Source organism: Shewanella avicenniae, from assembly GCF_017354945.1.
GTDB lineage: Bacteria > Pseudomonadota > Gammaproteobacteria > Enterobacterales > Shewanellaceae > Shewanella > Shewanella avicenniae.
On the sequence record NZ_CP071503.1, the window covers coordinates 1460274 to 1476141 of the forward strand.

The window sequence follows — 15868 nt, forward strand, 5'->3', positions numbered from 1 at the left end:
CTACTATAATGCAGGGTTTTATACTTGACTAGATTAGTAGGATATGGTCAAATTTAACCATCTTATTATCGCCATGGTGTTTATATGAAGCTGACATCCAAAGGCCGTTACGCGGTGACTGCAATGCTTGATGTTGCAATTCATTCGGCGAACGGGCCAGTACCACTGGCAGACATTTCTGAACGTCAAGGGATCTCTCTGTCCTATTTAGAACAGTTGTTCGCTAAGCTACGTAAAAAAGGCTTAGTTGCCAGCGTCAGAGGTCCAGGTGGTGGATACCGTTTGGGTAAAGATGCGGCTGAGATTTCCGTGGCGATGGTGGTCAACGCAGTTGACGAGTCAGTTGATGCGACACGTTGCCAAGGACAAGCCAACTGCCAAAGTGGTACACGTTGCTTAACTCACTCTCTGTGGGGGGATTTGAGTAAGCAGATTTCTGAATTTTTAAACGGCATCAGTCTTGCCGCATTAATGCAGAAACGCGATGTGCAGTACATCTCGGTTAAACAAGATAAGATGCATCAGGAACAGCAAAGGATCAGCGCCTGAACCTTTGTTGACAATTAATATAAAAGTACGTGGTATGTAGCCTCGGCGGAGACTGCTAAGTACGGAGTGTGTAATGAAACTTCCTATTTATTTGGATTATGCCGCAACAACGCCTGTGGACCCTCGTGTTGCACAGAAAATGGCACAGTACATGACGATGGATGGTATTTTTGGTAATCCAGCGTCCCGTTCTCACCGTTACGGATGGCAGGCTGAAGAAGCCGTAGACATCGCCCGTAATCAGATTGCAGATCTGCTCAACGCTGACCCGCGTGAGATTGTGTTCACCTCAGGTGCTACCGAATCTGACAATTTGGCTATCAAAGGTGTAGCTAACTTTTATCAGAAAAAAGGTAAGCACATCATCACCAGCAAAACCGAGCATAAGGCGGTTCTGGACACTTGCCGTCACCTTGAGCGTGATGGTTATGACGTGACCTATCTTGAGCCTGAAAGTAACGGTTTAATTCCGCTGGAACGAATTGAAAACGCCATGCGCGATGACACCATTTTGGTGAGCATCATGCATGTAAATAACGAAATCGGTGTGATTCAAGATATCGCTGCGATTGGCGAACTGTGCCGTAGCAAAGGCGTGGTATTCCACGTGGATGCGGCGCAAGGTGCGGGTAAAGTTGCGATTGACGTGCAAGCACTGAAAGTTGATTTAATTTCGCTGTCTGGCCACAAAATGTATGGCCCTAAAGGTATTGGTGCACTGTATGTTCGCCGTAAGCCTCGTATCCGCCTCGAAGCGCAAATGCACGGCGGTGGTCATGAGCGCGGTATGCGCAGTGGTACATTACCAACCCACCAAATCGTGGGTATGGGTGAAGCCGCGGCTATCGCAAAATCTGAGATGGAAAGCGACAATGCGCGTATCCATGCGTTGCGTGACAGACTGTGGAACGGTATCAAAGATATCGAAGAAACTTATGTAAACGGTGATATGGAACACCGCGTGAGCGGCAGTTTGAACGTAAGTTTCGCTTACGTTGAAGGTGAATCATTGATGATGGCGCTGAAAGATTTGGCGGTATCTTCAGGTTCAGCTTGTACTTCTGCCAGCTTAGAACCGAGCTATGTGCTGCGTGCACTGGGTCTGAACGATGAAATGGCGCACAGCTCAATCCGCTTCACTGTCGGTCGTTTCACGACTGAAGAAGAGATTGATTACGCGATTGCCACCATCAAAGAGTCAATCGGTAAGCTAAGGGAGATGTCTCCATTGTGGGAGATGTTCAAGGATGGTGTTGACCTGAACCAAGTGCAGTGGGCTGCCCACTAATTTCCCGCAGACGAATTAAATTTGGAGCAATATCATGGCGTACAGTGAAAAAGTGATTGACCATTACGAGAATCCTCGCAACGTTGGCTCGTTTGACAAAGATGATCCGTCAGTAGTGACTGGTATGGTCGGCGCCCCAGCATGTGGTGACGTAATGAAGCTGCAATTGAAAATCAATGCTGATGGCATTATTGAAGATGCACGTTTTAAAACTTACGGTTGCGGCAGCGCGATTGCCTCTAGCTCACTGGTAACTGAGTGGGTTAAAGGTAAGAGTGTTGAAGAAGCGGCAACCATCAAGAACACCGACATCGCGGAAGAGTTAGCGTTACCGCCAGTGAAAATTCACTGCTCAATTTTGGCAGAAGATGCCATTAAAGCCGCACTGGAAGAGTACAAGACCAAGAAAGCCTAACCAAAATCGGGAGTTAATATGTCGATTTCGATGACACCTGCAGCCGCAGACCGCGTCAAATCTTTTCTGGACAATCGCGGAAAAGGGATCGGTTTACGCTTAGGGTTAAAGACTTCCGGTTGTAGTGGTATGGCCTATATCCTCGAGTTCGTTGATGAACTGAACGAAGATGACGAGGTGTTTGACATCAATGGCGTCAACATCATTATTGACGCCAAGAGTTTAATTTACCTCGACGGGATTGAACTAGATTTCGTCAAAGAAGGCCTGAATGAAGGTTTTCAGTTCAATAATCCTAATGCTAAGGGTGAGTGTGGTTGCGGTGAAAGCTTCACTGTCTAACCTGCTCACTGTGCAATAGAGCGCTGTATGAACTACTTCGAGTTGTTTGATTTACCAGCGGCATTTGAGGTTGATGTCGCTGATCTTTCTGCCCGCTATCGTGAGCTGCAAAAAGCGGCTCATCCAGATAGATTCGCTAACGCCAGTGAACAGCAAAAGCTACTGGCGGTCTCCCGCACTGCACAGATTAATGATGGCTTTCAAACCCTGAAAGATCCTATTCGCCGAGCTGAGCATCTGCTGGAGATGAAAGGGGTGGCGTTACAAAATGAAACCCAAACGGTGAAAGACACCAGTTTTTTGATGCAGCAGATGGAATGGCGCGAAGCATTAGAAGATATTAGTCGTAGCGGTGATGAACACGAAGCTGACAAGCTTGAACGTTCGTTCAAACAATATCGCGCCGCCATCACTAACGCTCTGCAAGATTTATTAGCAAAGGATGATGCAGCCGCTACACAAAGCGCGGCAGATCACGTCCGGAAGCTAAAGTTTATGGCAAAATTGCAGGATGAACTGGTTAGAATTCAGGACGCGATGTACGACTAAGCGTCTTGAGTAAGCATCACTTACCTCAGTTAACAATTTGGCTCACAAAGGTTGAGCCAAATTTTTAATGAAGAATGGATAATTATGGCACTTTTGCAAATTGCTGAACCTGGCCAAATGGCAGCTCCTCACCAGCATCGACTTGCGGCTGGTATTGACTTAGGCACAACCAATTCTCTGGTCGCGTCTGTTCGTAGTGGTAAGGCTGAGACCTTAGCCGATCTGGCAGGGCATCACTCATTGCCTTCAGTGGTGCATTTCGCTAAAGACACAATCACAGTAGGCAGTGAAGCGCTGGCACATTCGGCGATTGATCCGCAAAATACCATTGTGTCAGTAAAGCGTTTTATGGGGCGCTCACTGGCCGATGTGCAACAAGGCGCGCAGCGTTTTCCTTATCAATTTGAATCCAGTGAGAATGGCTTGCCGGTCTTTGTCACTGAAGCTGGGAAACTCAATCCAATTCAGGTCTCTGCGGAGATCTTACGTCCACTCGTGGCGCGCGCTGAAGAGACCCTCGGTGGTTCACTTGAAGGTGTGGTAATTACCGTTCCAGCTTATTTTGATGACGCGCAACGTCAAGGCACCAAAGATGCTGCCAATCTGTTGGGTGTGAAAGTACTGCGTTTGTTAAATGAACCAACTGCCGCAGCGATCGCATACGGCTTAGATTCCGGGCAAGAAGGCGTTATTGCGGTTTATGACCTTGGCGGTGGTACTTTTGATATCTCCATTCTACGGTTAAATCGTGGTGTATTTGAGGTTCTTGCTACTGGCGGTGATTCGCAGCTCGGTGGTGATGATTTCGACCACCTGTTGGCTGAAGATTTACGCACACGTTTGGGGCTTAGCGAACTTGGTGCTCAGCAAGAACGTCAGTTGCTGATGGAGGCACGTCGAGTGAAAGAAGCGCTGTCGGACAACGCTACCGCGACCACAAGCTTCAATTTTGATGGCAATGCAGTTAGTTGCGATACCAGTCTTGAGCAATTTAACGAGCTCATCAGCAAACTGGTGAAGAAGACGATTCAAAGCTGCCGTAAAGCGCTGCGTGATGCCAGTGTTGAAACCGATGACGTCTTAGAAGTGGTGATGGTGGGTGGCTCTACGCGAGTGCCGCTGGTGCGTGAATTGGTTGGTGAATTCTTTGGTAGAACACCACTGACCAGCATCGATCCAGATCGCGTGGTGGCCATCGGTGCTGCTATTCAAGCGGATATTCTGGTGGGCAACAAGCCAGATTCAGAGTTGCTGTTGCTGGATGTAATCCCATTGTCGTTAGGGATTGAAACCATGGGTGGCTTAGTGGAAAAGGTGATTCCACGTAACACCACCATTCCGGTTGCGCGCGCACAAGAATTTACTACCTTCAAAGACGGTCAAACGGCGATGGCGTTCCATGTGGTGCAAGGTGAGCGTGAGTTGGTGGCTGATTGCCGTTCGCTCGCACGTTTCACTCTGCGCGGAATTCCCGCGTTGGCCGCCGGTGCTGCACATATTCGTGTCACTTTCCAAGTGGATGCTGACGGTTTGCTGAGCGTGACCGCCATGGAAAAATCCACAGGAGTGCAATCTAGCATTCAGGTTAAACCATCGTTTGGTCTGTCTGATACTGAAATTGCCGGCATGATCAGAGACTCTATGACCTATGCTAAAGAAGATATTCAGTTGCGTATGCTGACCGAGCAGAAAGTCGAGGCTGCGCGTGTGCTCGAATCACTTAACGCCGCTTTAGCAAACGATGGCGCTTTGTTAGACGCTGATGAACGCACTGTGGTTGACGACGCGATGCAAATTCTCGCTCAAGCTGCTGAAGGTGATGATGCCGATGCAATCAAGCTTGCTATCGAAAAAGTAGACGCAGCGACACAAACCTTTGCCGCTAAGCGCATGGACAATTCAATTAGAGCCGCACTGAAAGGTCAGTCGGTAGATAAGATATAGGGTGCAATAATGCCACAAATCGTATTTTTACCTCATGCCGAACTGTGCCCAGATGGAGCGGTTGTTGAAGCAGAAAAAGGCGAATCTATTTTGAATGTTGCCCTGCGCAACGGGATTGAAATTGAGCACGCCTGTGAGAAATCATGCGCTTGTACTACCTGTCACGTAATCGTACGCGAAGGGTTTGATAACCTTGAACCGAGCGATGATTTAGAAGATGACATGCTTGATAAAGCATGGGGCTTAGAACCGGAAAGCCGCTTGTCGTGCCAAGCGAAAGTGGAAGATGAAGACCTTGTTGTCGAGATCCCTAAGTACACCATCAACATGGTAAGCGAAGGATAAAAATTGAAGGCCAGCGGAAGCTGGCCTTTTTGTTGCCAGTCGAAATCGACAACATTGAGATTGGTTGTTCGTCTGAATATCGCCACTTGCCTCAGTCTCATCCTCTAAAGCCACCCACATGGGTTAACTACCCAGGTTATTGCTTCCATGCCGCGTAAATAATCACACCATCGTATTGGCGACGGATATCCCAATGTATTCGGAGACATCCCATTGTATTGGGCGAAGAGTACGTGTGATGTTTGGTAGCTATAAGCAGAGATTGCACGAGTGTGAAATCCTAGATGCCGCAGCAAAACCCTGTTTGAGATAAACGTGATGAGAATAAAAAATCCCCACCAATTCAGCTTAGTGGGGATTTATCAAGAAGTGTCACTTAGACATGACACTTACTTGCGGTAAGTGATTAACCTTACGCTTCTTCGGCGCTAATGGCAGCGTCTTTGCCTTTGCTGATGTAGAACACCAAACCGGTAACTACTGCGGTGATTACGATGCCGGCAACAGTTGACAACGTCATTGGTAAACCTGCACCCAAGGTTTGTGAATTCAGCAGGAAGCTAAATACCACTGTGGTCATAAACATGGCTGGGATGGTGCAAATCCAGTGCAGCTTGTTAGCTCGCATCAGGTAAGCTGAAGCGGTCCACAGCATCATTACTGCGGTCGCTTGGTTAGCTACACCGAAGTAGCGCCAGATGATACCGAAGTCTACTTGAGTCAGAACACCACCAATAATGAACAGTGGGATAGCAAGCAGCAGACGTTTGCTCATTTGAGTTTGCTTCATGTCGAAGTATTCAGCCAAAATCAGACGAGCAGAGCGGAATGCTGTGTCACCAGAGGTAATCGGCAGAACGATTACACCCAACACAGCCAAAAAGCCACCTACAGTACCCAACAAGCCTGTTGATGCGCTGTACACTACGTTGGCAGGGTTGCCACCCATACCTTCGTTTAAGCCTTCTACACCACCGAAGAACGACAGGGCAATCGCACACCAAATCAACGCAATGATACCTTCGCCGATCATCGCACCGTAGAACACAAAGCGACCATTTGCTTCGTTTTCAACACAGCGAGCCATTAACGGTGATTGGGTAGCGTGGAAGCCAGAGATAGCACCACAAGCGATGGTGATAAACAGGGCTGGCCACAGTGGCGCGTCTTTCGGGTTCAAGTTTTGGAAGAAATCAGCTGGACCAAAACCAGACAGTAGCGTGTGCTCATCAGAGGCCACAATTGCGATGGTCAAACCTACAGACATGAACAGCAGCAGTGCACCAAAGAATGGGTACAGACGGCCAATGATTTTGTCTACTGGCACGATAGTCGCAATCAGGTAGTACACAAAGATGATACCAACAAACATGGTGACGCTCAGGCCCGTCAGTTTACCCAACAGACCCGCAGGGGCAGAGATAAACACTACGCCTACCAACAGCAGCAATACCAGGGCAAAGATGTTCATAAAGTTCTTTGCGTTCTTACCTAAGTATTTACCGGCAAGATTAGGTACTGATTGGCCACCATTACGCACTGACAACATACCAGAGAAGTAATCGTGTACGGCACCAGCGAAGATACAGCCAATCACAATCCACAGCATGGCGGCTGGGCCATAAAGGGCACCCAAGATAGGACCAAAGATTGGACCTACGCCAGCGATGTTCAGTAATTGGATTAAGTAGACTTTAGATTGGGACATCGGCACGTAGTCGACGCCATCGTTTTGAGCATAAGCAGGCGTTTGGCGAGCTTTATTGATGCCAAACACTTTTTCAACAAATGTACCGTAAATAAAGTAGCCACCAATTAGCAGCCCTACGCAGAGTAAAAACCACAGCATGATTATTTTCCCCCAGTTAACGTTGCCAATCATCTTAGCCCTTTCTTTATTCACGCCAAGTTGAGTTTAAGTAAGCGGTAATATTCGCTTAGCGAGCGGTTATAGGCAGTGATGAGCGGTTCTTGCTTTCGGTAAGTGGTCGCTAGCCAGTCTAGGCGGTTGACAGCGCATGTCAGCGGTCATCAACGATAAGTTAAGCGGTCGAAAGGGATAACTGAGCGGTTCGGGGGCTGAATCGGTGCTTCCATGCACCTGCCTGGGTTTATCTGTTCGGGCGGGTTAACGGCGACTCGGCGCTAACAGTCACATTCGGCGAAAGGCGTGTTATTAATTAAAACCAAAGGCTTGCTTCAGGGGTTTAAGAAAGCGGCGTGAAACTGGCACTTTTGCACCACTGTGAGTGGTGACTTCTGCACCGGTTTCCAACACTTCAATTTCTGCGATGGCAGACGGGGAAACCAGATATTGCCGATGGCAGCGGAGCAGTGGGGTCTTTTCTTCCAGCACTTTTAGGGTGAGTTCGGTATGCACCTGCTCTTTGGTGGTGGCAATATGGACACCGGAAAGATCACTGAAGGCAAACTCAACATCCTTTACTGCGATAATTTTAAGTTTATTGCCGCAATAGCAGGGCAGATGCAGCAAGTGCAATGGCATCACAGGTGTGAGCACTTGCGGGGTTAAGTCTCGGCGAACTTTCTCTAGTGTTTGCTGCAATCGCTTTTCATCAACTGGTTTCAGCAAATAATCAAATGCATGATTATCAAAAGCTTTTACCGCAAATTCATCATAAGCGGTAACAAACACAATCCGTGGCATCTGTTCAGGGGCGAGCATGGCAATCAGTTCCATGCCAGTAATCCGCGGCATCTGAATATCGAGAAACACCAAATCAGGTTTCTCTCGATTAATCATCTGAATCGCTTCAACCGCGTTGCTGCATTGGCCAATTATGTCGATGTCGGCTTCTTCCACCAACAACTCGGCCAACGCCTCGCGGGCATACAATTCATCATCAACGAGTAAACAACGTATCATGTTAACTGTTCCGGTAAGGTAGGTTGATCGCCACACGGGTATAAACATCTGGCTCACAACTAACGGTAACGCCGTAATGCGGCCCATAGAGATTTTGAATTCGCTTATGAACAAGGTTCATCCCTAAACCGTCGGATTCCGTTTTTTCTTGATATAACCCGGCATTGTCCTCAACCGTGAGAATGAGTTCATCTTGCTTTAATGCCGCTGTAACGCTGATTTTACCCGGTTCAATCAAATGCGAGGTGCCATGTTTCACCGCATTTTCGATGATGGGTTGCAGGGTAAACGCTGGCATTTGCACCGCCAGTAAGCCACTATCAATCTCAATATCGACTTGCAATTTATCGATAAAGCGGGCTTTCTCAATCGCTAGATAGGAGTCGATATGCTCCAGCTCGTCACCAAGGGTGACAAGGCCGGTGGTGCGCTTGAGATTAATCCGCAGGAACTGACTTAACTGCTGCAGCAGTTGCCGAGCATTATCAGGATCGCGTCGCACAATCGCGCTGATGGTATTCAAGGCATTAAACAAAAAGTGTGGATTAACTTGTGCCTGCAGCAGTTTTAATTCGGCTTGGGTCAACATGGTTTGTTGCTGTTCAAAGCGACCATATAGGATCTGGTTGGAGAGCAGCCGCGCAATCCCTTCGCCAAGGGTGCGGTTTATATTCAAAAACAACTTATTTTTCGGCTCATACAGCTTAATGGTGCCAATTACTTCATTATCCGCTCGTAGCGGGATCACTAAGCTTGACCCTAACTTGCACTGCTTGGAGATAGAGCAAGCGTAGGGCGTTTCTACGCCATCAGCGAACATCACTCGGTTTTGGTGGATTGCATCCATGGTGATTTTTGATGAAATTGGCGTGCCTGGCAGATGGTGATCGGCACCGATACCGATAAACGCCAGTAATTTCTCTCGGTCGGTAATGGCTACAGCACCCACAGCGGTCTCTTCAATCACAATTTTGGCAACCTGGGTGCTGGTATGTTCATTAAAGCCTTTAGCTAATGTCCCCACACTGCGTTCAGCGATTTTCAGTGCTTTAGTTGAAAAGCTGGAGGAAAGTTTATCGAACATCGTTTTTTGATCGCGAATAATGCTCATAAACAATGCGGCACCGATGGAGTTCACCAGTAGCATCGGCGGCGCAATCTGCCGCACCAGCGCTAATGCATCTTCAAATGGCTGCGCGACCATCAAAATGATACACATCTGCATCATTTCGGCATAAAACGCGACCAAACCGACCAAAAACGGATGATAAACCAACTCACTGCGGCCTTGTTTTTTGAGCCAGTAGCTAATCATGCCGGCACTGAGCCCTTCAAAGGTGGTTGAGATAGCACAAGATAGATCAGTAAAACCGCCCAAGGTATAGCGATGAATGCCACCGGTTAATCCCACTAAAAACCCTGTTGTTGGCCCACCCAATAAACCCCCGAGCACCGCGCCCATCGCTCGAGTATTGGCAATGGCACCATGAGTTTGTTCACCAAAATAGGTGGCCATAATGCAGAAACCGGAGAACACCAGATAGATATAGATTTTATGGGGCAGGCGAGTTGAGGCTTCGGCGAACAGCTTAAACATTGGGGTTTTGCTGACGAGATACACCAATACCATATAGAGGCACATCTGTTGTGTGAGGGCGAGGATCAGCGGCATCTTCAATTCACCTAGGCCAATAGGCCGCACATCAGGATAACAATAGGCGCTATATTGCCAGAAATCTTGCGTTAAATCAGAGTATGACACAGAAAAAATCGATATAAATCAGTAACTGCTTATTTTGAATGGGGTGAACTAATGAGTGAATCTATCCACGGTCATGAAGTACTTGAGATGTTATTGGCACAACCGCAAGGGGTGACGAAGGGAGAGTTAAAAGCCCAAATGTTGCAAAAGTTTGGTACTGAGGCGCGTTATCACACCTGCAGTGCCGCCGATATGGATGCCGATGCTTTAATCGAATTTTTGGCTGCGCGCGGTAAGTTTGTGGATGCTCCGGCAGGGTTTACCACCGAAGCAGAAAAGATTTGTAACCACTAACGAGTAGGATTAGCCCTGCTCGTTAGCTTGCTCGCAAAGTGCTAACAGCCCAGCCTGCTCGTCATCAGAAAGTTGGCTAAAGTTAGCAATGAAGATCCGTAACAGTTTTGATTTCGCCATGCCGGTTTGTTGTGACAGTTCATCCAATTGAGAGATGCTTTGTTCTGTCAGGGTAAACGTTGCATGGCGAAACTGTTTAACCGGCTTTTCCGCAGTTTTGGCTTGGGTGGTGCTTTGAGCACTGCTGTTGTCACTAACCTCAAGCTTACTTGGTTTGCCGGCGGCGTAATTGGTTGCGTCATCGATAAAATCTTCAATCGAGACTTTGCTAGGCTTTTTCTTTACGAGATTACGTTTTAAATCAGTTAAGCTCATAAGAATTTTCCGGCGGAATCGCAAACAGTTCATCCGCGATGGCACGGATCTCTTCGGCCGCTTTACCCGTTGGCTCGATTTCGATCACTGATGAGCCTTTCTCTTCGCTGTCATCATAAATGTTGCGACTAAACGTTACCGAGTTCAGGACTCGTAAGCCGAAGGATTCAACCACTTCTTTAGCTTCTAAAATACGTTTAGCTTGAGTTGGCAGGGCTGGGCACTGTGTCAGCACTACGGTGGCAACCATTTTCGGGTTCACCATCTTACAGGTGCTAAGCATATCTTCCATGTGCGGCAGGGTTTTTAAATCGCGTCGTTTAGGGCGTAGTGGAATGACAACATAAGTGGCAACAGACATCGCCGCACGCATGGCTAAGTTATCTTGACCACCACAGTCAACAATCACGTAGTCAAAGCGTTCATCGAGACTCAACAAATCGTTGCGGATTTTGCCATAGAGTTGGATGCAGTTAATGCTGGGAAGCGATTCATCGGTATTGCGCGCTTGGATCCAGTCGGAGGTCGTACGCTGCGGATCACAATCTACCATCAACACGTTGGCATTAAACTTTTGAGTAATGTGTACCGCAATATTTTGCGCTAAGCAGCTCTTGCCACTTCCGCCTTTCTCCCCGCCAACGAGCAGTATCATATAAAATCTCCCCGAGCATTAACTAGTTAGTCTTCCTGAACATTAAGTCAAGTATAGAACAGAATGAGATTTAGCTGGCAGCGTCTAGTAGAGCTGCATGGCGATACGGAAAAATTCGCCTTCCGGTATGCAGCGACACACTTGGCCACGTACCGTATTTTGTGCGTCAGTGCCTGGATTAAAGGTCACTTCAATGAGTTCGCCAACCTTGAAGGCTGAACTATATTCGAGCAAGATGCCTCGGCGTGACAAATCAACGCAGATCCCTTCGGCTGTTTGGAATTGACCACTGGCATCCTGCCAGCCCAATCGCACTGCTTCAGACTCAAGATCTACCCGCAAGGATTTACGGCGTTCGCTGAAAGAATCGACCTCATCACTCATATCTCGTCCCTTTTATAGATGTGCATAATTACTCGCCACGTTAACACAGCATAGAACGCTTGAGTAGAGCATGCAAAATGCTGATATCTAAAAATATGCCCAACAATTTGTTGGGCATAGATGTTTACTTATCGTATTCCTGATGAGGTGGGTAAGGCATTTTCAATTGCCCCCAACGAATCACGATCACGGTGAAGGCCAACACCAGTGTTGAGATCGATACGGCCAACACTCGCCAGTCTTCCATTGCCTTCATATCCAGTATCAAATAACGCGCTAACGCAACAATCGCGATATATAGCGGCATACGCACGGGCAATTTACCTGACTCGGCATAGTTTGCCACCATGGCCAAGACTTCTAGATAGATAAACAGCAACAGTAGATCGGCAAGTTCAACCACGCCGGCTTGAATGATATGCACACCTTCTTGCCCAATCGCGACAATAGTGGCGATGGCAATCAGCAGCAGTACGACATGCTCAACCGCCTTGAGTGATTTAGCACCGTACTTTCGATAGATTTCCATAGCAACTCCTACAATAATTTTGTGTTCATTATCAATGATTCAGCATAAAGCTTCAGTGAAATTTGCGTGACTACAATCACATAAACTGTACGGATTAACTGAAGGGGGCATGATGAGTAATCGGGCAAATGCCAATAGCCTACGTAATCTGCACAAAAACTCGGCGCAAATTGGTGATCGGCAATGCCTTTAGCGGCTAAATCAGCGCCATCAACGCACGTTTTACTTGAGACAACGGACTAAGCTGCATACCCTAATGGCCTTAATGAAGTTTTTAAGGGTTTTCTATGGATAGCCAATTAGCGCTGCAATTAAAACACTGGTTAGCGCTTGATCCGGAACAGGCCACCAAAGTGGAACTGGCCAAATTAATTAATGCTGGCGATGAACAAGAGTTGCGCCGCCGCTTTGACGGGCGACTAGCCTTTGGTACCGCAGGATTACGCGGTGTGGTCGGCGCTGGGCCAACCCGAATGAACCTTTTGGTGATCCGTCAAACCGCCGCTGGCTTGGGACACTATTTGCTAAGCCAGATTGCGGATGCCGCTGAGCGTGGGGTCGTGGTGGGCTATGATGGTCGGCCAGACTCAAAGCGTTTTGCCCATACCACGGCTGAAGTGCTGTGTTCGTTAGGCATTAAAGTTCACTTGACTGATCAAGTGTCTCCAACGCCGCTGGTGGCCTTTGGCGTAACCCATCTTAATGCCGCCGCAGGGGTGGTGGTGACAGCGAGCCATAATCCGCCCGAATATAATGGCTTTAAAGTGTATTGGAGCAACGGCGCCCAGATTATTGCGCCGCACGATGCAGGAATTGCCGCCTGTATTGAGCAAGCTGCGACAACGGAAGTGCGCATTTTGCCGTTGGAAAGGGCGCTGCAGCAACAGTTGTTACATTGGCTTGATGACAGCTTTTTTGGCGCCTATCAAACTGCGGTATCTGCCTCGGCGTTATTGCAATCCGCAGCCGATACGGACGCAGTAGTGATCGCTTACACCGCCATGCATGGTGTGGGTGCCAAAATGGCAAAACGCTTGCTTGCCCAAGCGGGATTTAAGCAGGTGTACTCAGTCGCTGCACAAGAACAGCCTGATGGCAGTTTCCCCACCGTTAAATTCCCCAATCCAGAAGAACCGGGCGCCATGGACTTGGTGATCGATGAAGCGCGCAAGCATGATGCCTTGATTGCCTGCGCTAACGACCCAGATGCCGACCGGTTGGCGGTCGCGGTCAAGCGGGGCAGTGACTACCAACAATTGACCGGCGATCAAGTAGGATTATTGCTCGGCCATTATCTGCTACATAAAGCACCTGCAGAGCAACGCTTGGTGGGCACTACGATTGTGTCGTCATCCATGTTAGCGGCTATTGCGGCATCTGCAGGGGGGAAATGTTTTACCACGCTCACAGGCTTTAAATGGCTTACCAATGTTGCCATGCAACAAGCCACTGCCAGCCAGCAATTTCTGTTTGCCTACGAAGAAGCGCTTGGTTACACCATCGACACCATCGTACGTGACAAGGATGGCCTGACGGCATTGCTGGCGTTTGCCCAGTTGATGGCAGAGCTCATCGCTGAAGATAAGACCTTGTGGCAACATTTGGACGAGATCTATCGCCAACATGGTATGTACTTGAATAAACAGGTGAGTATCGCTTTATCGGAACAAACCATGGACATTGGCACGCAGCTGCGTAATCAACCCCCAAGTGTGATTGGTGGTGTGGCGGTGGTGGCGATAGAAGATGTTAAACGCGGGGTGCGAATTGACGCTGACGGTGAGCAAGCGCTAACTCTGCCCAAAAGTGATGTGTTGATCTATCACCTGCAAGATCATTCTCGCGTAGTGGTGCGTCCGTCAGGCACAGAACCTAAGCTCAAGTGCTATTACCAAGTGGTGCAACCTATGGGGCTCGACACCTACGCCGTGGCCGAAGTCAAAGGTACTGAAAGACTTACCAAGTTGATTAGCCGCCATCAACAGTCATTGCTCGGCTAATTTTCTCAATCAAATTTTATCGACAGTGTCAAAGCAGAGCCAAGGCTCTGCTTTTCTATTCGGCCATTTCAGAATGCGACAATTTGGCGCAATATTGCTCAACGTCAAAGCTTTAACAGCGCAAAATTCTTAAGCTGAGTGCTCAAGTTATCGGCTTAGAGCTGATTTTGAGCGTTAAGCTGAGCGCTTAAATGGAGTGACTATGGCATTACTACGGACCAGTGAAACCCACCCATTGCAGATTGCTGCGGTACAACATTCGGCTGATTCGGGACGAATCGGCATCACCTTTTGCCCCGGCAAGTATGATCCTTGGGCGGCGACAGGTGGTTGGCGACGTGACCTGCAGTTAGATGTCGCCGCGATCAAAGCTTGGGGAGCAACAGCGGTACTTACGCTGGTTGAGCAACATGAACTGGTCAGCTTAAAGGTGCCAACCTTGGGCGAGGTGGTACAACAACAGGGCATGGCATGGCTGCATCTGCCCATCGCCGACTACTCAGTGCCGGGCGCAGCGTTTGAAATTGCATGGGCGACAGCAGGGAAGCAACTTAGGCAGCAATTACGCCAGCAGCAAGATATCGTGGTGCACTGTAAGGGTGGGCTTGGCCGTGCGGGCATGATCGCCGCACGGTTGCTGATTGAGTTGGGAACTCCGGTGGAAGACGCTATCCAGCAGGTGCGGCAACAGCGCAAAGGCGCTATTGAAACAGCGGCACAATTGGCATTAGTGCGCAGTTGGTCAGTTATTGATGATGAATGATGTAGACCAGAATACTGGCGCGCCTAACAAGGCGGGGATGGCTAACACAGTACAAACGCCTGAAAAAGTACAAACGCTTGAGAAAGTGGATAGTTCCAACTGGCAGCGGGTTGCCGCGGCGATAGGCAGTAATCCTGCAGGGGTTTACCAAGATGCTAAACATCAGCGTTATTACGTCAAAACGCTAGAGTCGCCTGCTTTGGCGAACAACGAGTGGCTCACTGCACAGCTCTACCAATTTGTGGGTGTCCCTACCTTTGAATATCTCCCTGCACTAAATCCTTGCCAGATCATTACCCGTTGGCGGCCTTTATCCAAAAAGTCGATTGCGCATTTTGATGAAAATGAACGTGCCCAAGCTCGCCGTTGGTTTGCTGTGCATGCGTGGACAGCCAATTGGGATGCGGTGGGGCTGCATGGTGATAATCAGGGGGTGGCTAATCGCCAAGTGCTGAGTTTAGATCTCGGCGGGGCACTAGCCTATCGCGCCAATGGTGATCCCAAGGGCAGTGCTTTTTCAGTAGAAGTAGGCGAAATACATTCACTGCGAGATAAGCAACTTAATCCAGCCGCTGAGCGCTTGTTTGGCGAAATGACGCGAGCGCAACTGATTGAGGCAATTCGCTTAGTCACCGATCTCGCCGATAGTGAAATTTTTGCGCTTTTGCAGCAACATCAGGCGAGTCACAAGTTGATTGATAAGCTGCTTAGTCGCAAAGCGGATATGCTGCAGCAACTGCATCATCTCTAAATGGCTTGGCACAAAAAAGCCGCGTTAAGCAAAATG

At 48.5% G+C, this 15868-nt stretch carries 18 protein-coding genes; 11 read left to right on the forward strand and 7 right to left on the reverse strand.

What is annotated here, in order from left to right; translation table 11 throughout:
* Positions 1 to 84 precede the first annotated feature (84 nt).
* The 7 genes from iscR (at position 85) to fdx (ending at position 5432) form a co-directional block, all read left to right on the forward strand.
* Positions 85 to 549, forward strand: coding sequence for a Fe-S cluster assembly transcriptional regulator IscR (gene iscR / locus JYB87_RS06450; RefSeq protein ID WP_207356057.1), 465 nt, complete (start codon positions 85 to 87; stop codon positions 547 to 549).
* Positions 550 to 622: 73 nt separating this feature from the next.
* Entirely contained in the window at positions 623 to 1837 is a 1215-nt protein-coding gene (locus JYB87_RS06455) for an IscS subfamily cysteine desulfurase (protein WP_207356058.1), read from the forward strand.
* A 34-nt stretch (positions 1838 to 1871) separates the two neighbouring features.
* On the forward strand, positions 1872 to 2252 hold the full coding sequence (gene iscU, locus JYB87_RS06460; protein WP_207356059.1) for a Fe-S cluster assembly scaffold IscU: 381 nt from the start codon (positions 1872 to 1874) through the stop codon (positions 2250 to 2252).
* A gap of 18 nt (positions 2253 to 2270) precedes the next feature.
* Entirely contained in the window at positions 2271 to 2594 is a 324-nt protein-coding gene (gene iscA, locus JYB87_RS06465) for an iron-sulfur cluster assembly protein IscA (RefSeq protein ID WP_207356060.1), read from the forward strand.
* 27 nt (positions 2595 to 2621) lie between these two features.
* The gene (gene hscB, locus JYB87_RS06470; RefSeq protein WP_207356061.1) at positions 2622 to 3143 is read left to right on the forward strand and encodes a co-chaperone HscB; all 522 of its coding nucleotides are present in this window, start codon (positions 2622 to 2624) and stop codon (positions 3141 to 3143) included.
* 84 nt (positions 3144 to 3227) lie between these two features.
* Complete coding sequence (gene hscA / locus JYB87_RS06475) at positions 3228 to 5087, forward strand: Fe-S protein assembly chaperone HscA (RefSeq protein WP_207356062.1); 1860 nt, start codon at positions 3228 to 3230, stop codon at positions 5085 to 5087.
* A gap of 9 nt (positions 5088 to 5096) precedes the next feature.
* Positions 5097 to 5432, forward strand: coding sequence for an ISC system 2Fe-2S type ferredoxin (gene fdx / locus JYB87_RS06480; protein ID WP_207356063.1), 336 nt, complete (start codon positions 5097 to 5099; stop codon positions 5430 to 5432).
* A gap of 412 nt (positions 5433 to 5844) precedes the next feature.
* Here fdx and JYB87_RS06485 read toward each other — a convergent pair whose 3' ends face one another.
* The 3 genes from JYB87_RS06485 to JYB87_RS06495 all read right to left on the reverse strand — a co-directional run bounded on the left by JYB87_RS06485 (position 5845) and on the right by JYB87_RS06495 (position 9991).
* Entirely contained in the window at positions 5845 to 7281 is a 1437-nt protein-coding gene (locus JYB87_RS06485) for a carbon starvation CstA family protein (protein WP_207356064.1), read from the reverse strand.
* Between the two features lie 327 nt (positions 7282 to 7608).
* A complete protein-coding gene (gene btsR / locus JYB87_RS06490) occupies positions 7609 to 8319 on the reverse strand; it encodes a two-component system response regulator BtsR (protein WP_207356065.1) in 711 nt (236 codons plus the stop codon).
* Between the two features lies 1 nt (position 8320).
* A complete protein-coding gene (locus JYB87_RS06495) occupies positions 8321 to 9991 on the reverse strand; it encodes a sensor histidine kinase (RefSeq protein ID WP_207356620.1) in 1671 nt (556 codons plus the stop codon).
* 141 nt (positions 9992 to 10132) lie between these two features.
* On the opposite strand from JYB87_RS06495, the gene JYB87_RS06500 reads away from it, so the two are divergent.
* Entirely contained in the window at positions 10133 to 10375 is a 243-nt protein-coding gene (locus tag JYB87_RS06500; protein WP_207356066.1) for a YecH family metal-binding protein, read from the forward strand.
* Positions 10376 to 10384: 9 nt separating this feature from the next.
* Here JYB87_RS06500 and JYB87_RS06505 read toward each other — a convergent pair whose 3' ends face one another.
* From JYB87_RS06505 to JYB87_RS06520, 4 genes are all read right to left on the reverse strand, one after another.
* Positions 10385 to 10750, reverse strand: coding sequence for a replication protein RepA (locus JYB87_RS06505; protein WP_207356067.1), 366 nt, complete (start codon positions 10748 to 10750; stop codon positions 10385 to 10387).
* The gene (locus JYB87_RS06510) at positions 10737 to 11405 is read right to left on the reverse strand and encodes an AAA family ATPase (RefSeq protein ID WP_207356068.1); all 669 of its coding nucleotides are present in this window, start codon (positions 11403 to 11405) and stop codon (positions 10737 to 10739) included. Before JYB87_RS06510 ends, JYB87_RS06505 begins: the two co-directional genes overlap by 14 nt.
* 84 nt (positions 11406 to 11489) lie before the next feature.
* Positions 11490 to 11789, reverse strand: a complete 300-nt coding sequence (locus JYB87_RS06515; RefSeq protein ID WP_207356069.1) for a PilZ domain-containing protein — start codon at positions 11787 to 11789, stop codon at positions 11490 to 11492.
* Positions 11790 to 11913: 124 nt separating this feature from the next.
* Positions 11914 to 12318, reverse strand: a complete 405-nt coding sequence (locus JYB87_RS06520; RefSeq protein ID WP_207356070.1) for a phosphate-starvation-inducible protein PsiE — start codon at positions 12316 to 12318, stop codon at positions 11914 to 11916.
* Positions 12319 to 12605: 287 nt separating this feature from the next.
* Between JYB87_RS06520 and JYB87_RS06525 the strand changes: the two genes are divergently transcribed.
* The 3 genes from JYB87_RS06525 (at position 12606) to JYB87_RS06535 (ending at position 15832) form a co-directional block, all read left to right on the forward strand.
* Positions 12606 to 14318, forward strand: coding sequence for a phospho-sugar mutase (locus JYB87_RS06525; protein WP_207356071.1), 1713 nt, complete (start codon positions 12606 to 12608; stop codon positions 14316 to 14318).
* Positions 14319 to 14520: 202 nt separating this feature from the next.
* Positions 14521 to 15081 carry a cyclin-dependent kinase inhibitor 3 family protein gene (locus JYB87_RS06530; RefSeq protein ID WP_207356072.1) on the forward strand — a complete coding sequence of 187 codons (561 nt, stop codon included), beginning with the start codon at positions 14521 to 14523 and terminating at the stop codon, positions 15079 to 15081.
* Positions 15071 to 15832 (forward strand): hypothetical protein, encoded by a 762-nt coding sequence (locus tag JYB87_RS06535; protein ID WP_207356073.1) that lies wholly within the window; start codon positions 15071 to 15073, stop codon positions 15830 to 15832. Before JYB87_RS06530 ends, JYB87_RS06535 begins: the two co-directional genes overlap by 11 nt.
* The last annotated feature ends 36 nt before the right edge of the window (positions 15833 to 15868 follow it).

Coding starts and splice junctions, on each gene's coding strand:
- JYB87_RS06485 (WP_207356064.1), bottom strand. CDS start 7,281: ATGCTGTGGTTTTTACTCTGCGTAGGGCTGCTAATTGGTGGCTACTTT.
- hscA (WP_207356062.1), top strand. CDS start 3,228: ATGGCACTTTTGCAAATTGCTGAACCTGGCCAAATGGCAGCTCCTCAC.
- fdx (WP_207356063.1), top strand. CDS start 5,097: ATGCCACAAATCGTATTTTTACCTCATGCCGAACTGTGCCCAGATGGA.
- JYB87_RS06500 (WP_207356066.1), top strand. CDS start 10,133: ATGAGTGAATCTATCCACGGTCATGAAGTACTTGAGATGTTATTGGCA.
- JYB87_RS06510 (WP_207356068.1), bottom strand. CDS start 11,405: ATGATACTGCTCGTTGGCGGGGAGAAAGGCGGAAGTGGCAAGAGCTGC.
- iscR (WP_207356057.1), top strand. CDS start 85: ATGAAGCTGACATCCAAAGGCCGTTACGCGGTGACTGCAATGCTTGAT.
- hscB (WP_207356061.1), top strand. CDS start 2,622: ATGAACTACTTCGAGTTGTTTGATTTACCAGCGGCATTTGAGGTTGAT.
- JYB87_RS06520 (WP_207356070.1), bottom strand. CDS start 12,318: ATGGAAATCTATCGAAAGTACGGTGCTAAATCACTCAAGGCGGTTGAG.
- JYB87_RS06535 (WP_207356073.1), top strand. CDS start 15,071: ATGATGAATGATGTAGACCAGAATACTGGCGCGCCTAACAAGGCGGGG.
- JYB87_RS06530 (WP_207356072.1), top strand. CDS start 14,521: ATGGCATTACTACGGACCAGTGAAACCCACCCATTGCAGATTGCTGCG.
- btsR (WP_207356065.1), bottom strand. CDS start 8,319: ATGATACGTTGTTTACTCGTTGATGATGAATTGTATGCCCGCGAGGCG.
- JYB87_RS06455 (WP_207356058.1), top strand. CDS start 623: ATGAAACTTCCTATTTATTTGGATTATGCCGCAACAACGCCTGTGGAC.
- JYB87_RS06505 (WP_207356067.1), bottom strand. CDS start 10,750: ATGAGCTTAACTGATTTAAAACGTAATCTCGTAAAGAAAAAGCCTAGC.
- iscA (WP_207356060.1), top strand. CDS start 2,271: ATGTCGATTTCGATGACACCTGCAGCCGCAGACCGCGTCAAATCTTTT.
- JYB87_RS06495 (WP_207356620.1), bottom strand. CDS start 9,991: ATGCCGCTGATCCTCGCCCTCACACAACAGATGTGCCTCTATATGGTA.
- JYB87_RS06515 (WP_207356069.1), bottom strand. CDS start 11,789: ATGAGTGATGAGGTCGATTCTTTCAGCGAACGCCGTAAATCCTTGCGG.
- JYB87_RS06525 (WP_207356071.1), top strand. CDS start 12,606: ATGGATAGCCAATTAGCGCTGCAATTAAAACACTGGTTAGCGCTTGAT.
- iscU (WP_207356059.1), top strand. CDS start 1,872: ATGGCGTACAGTGAAAAAGTGATTGACCATTACGAGAATCCTCGCAAC.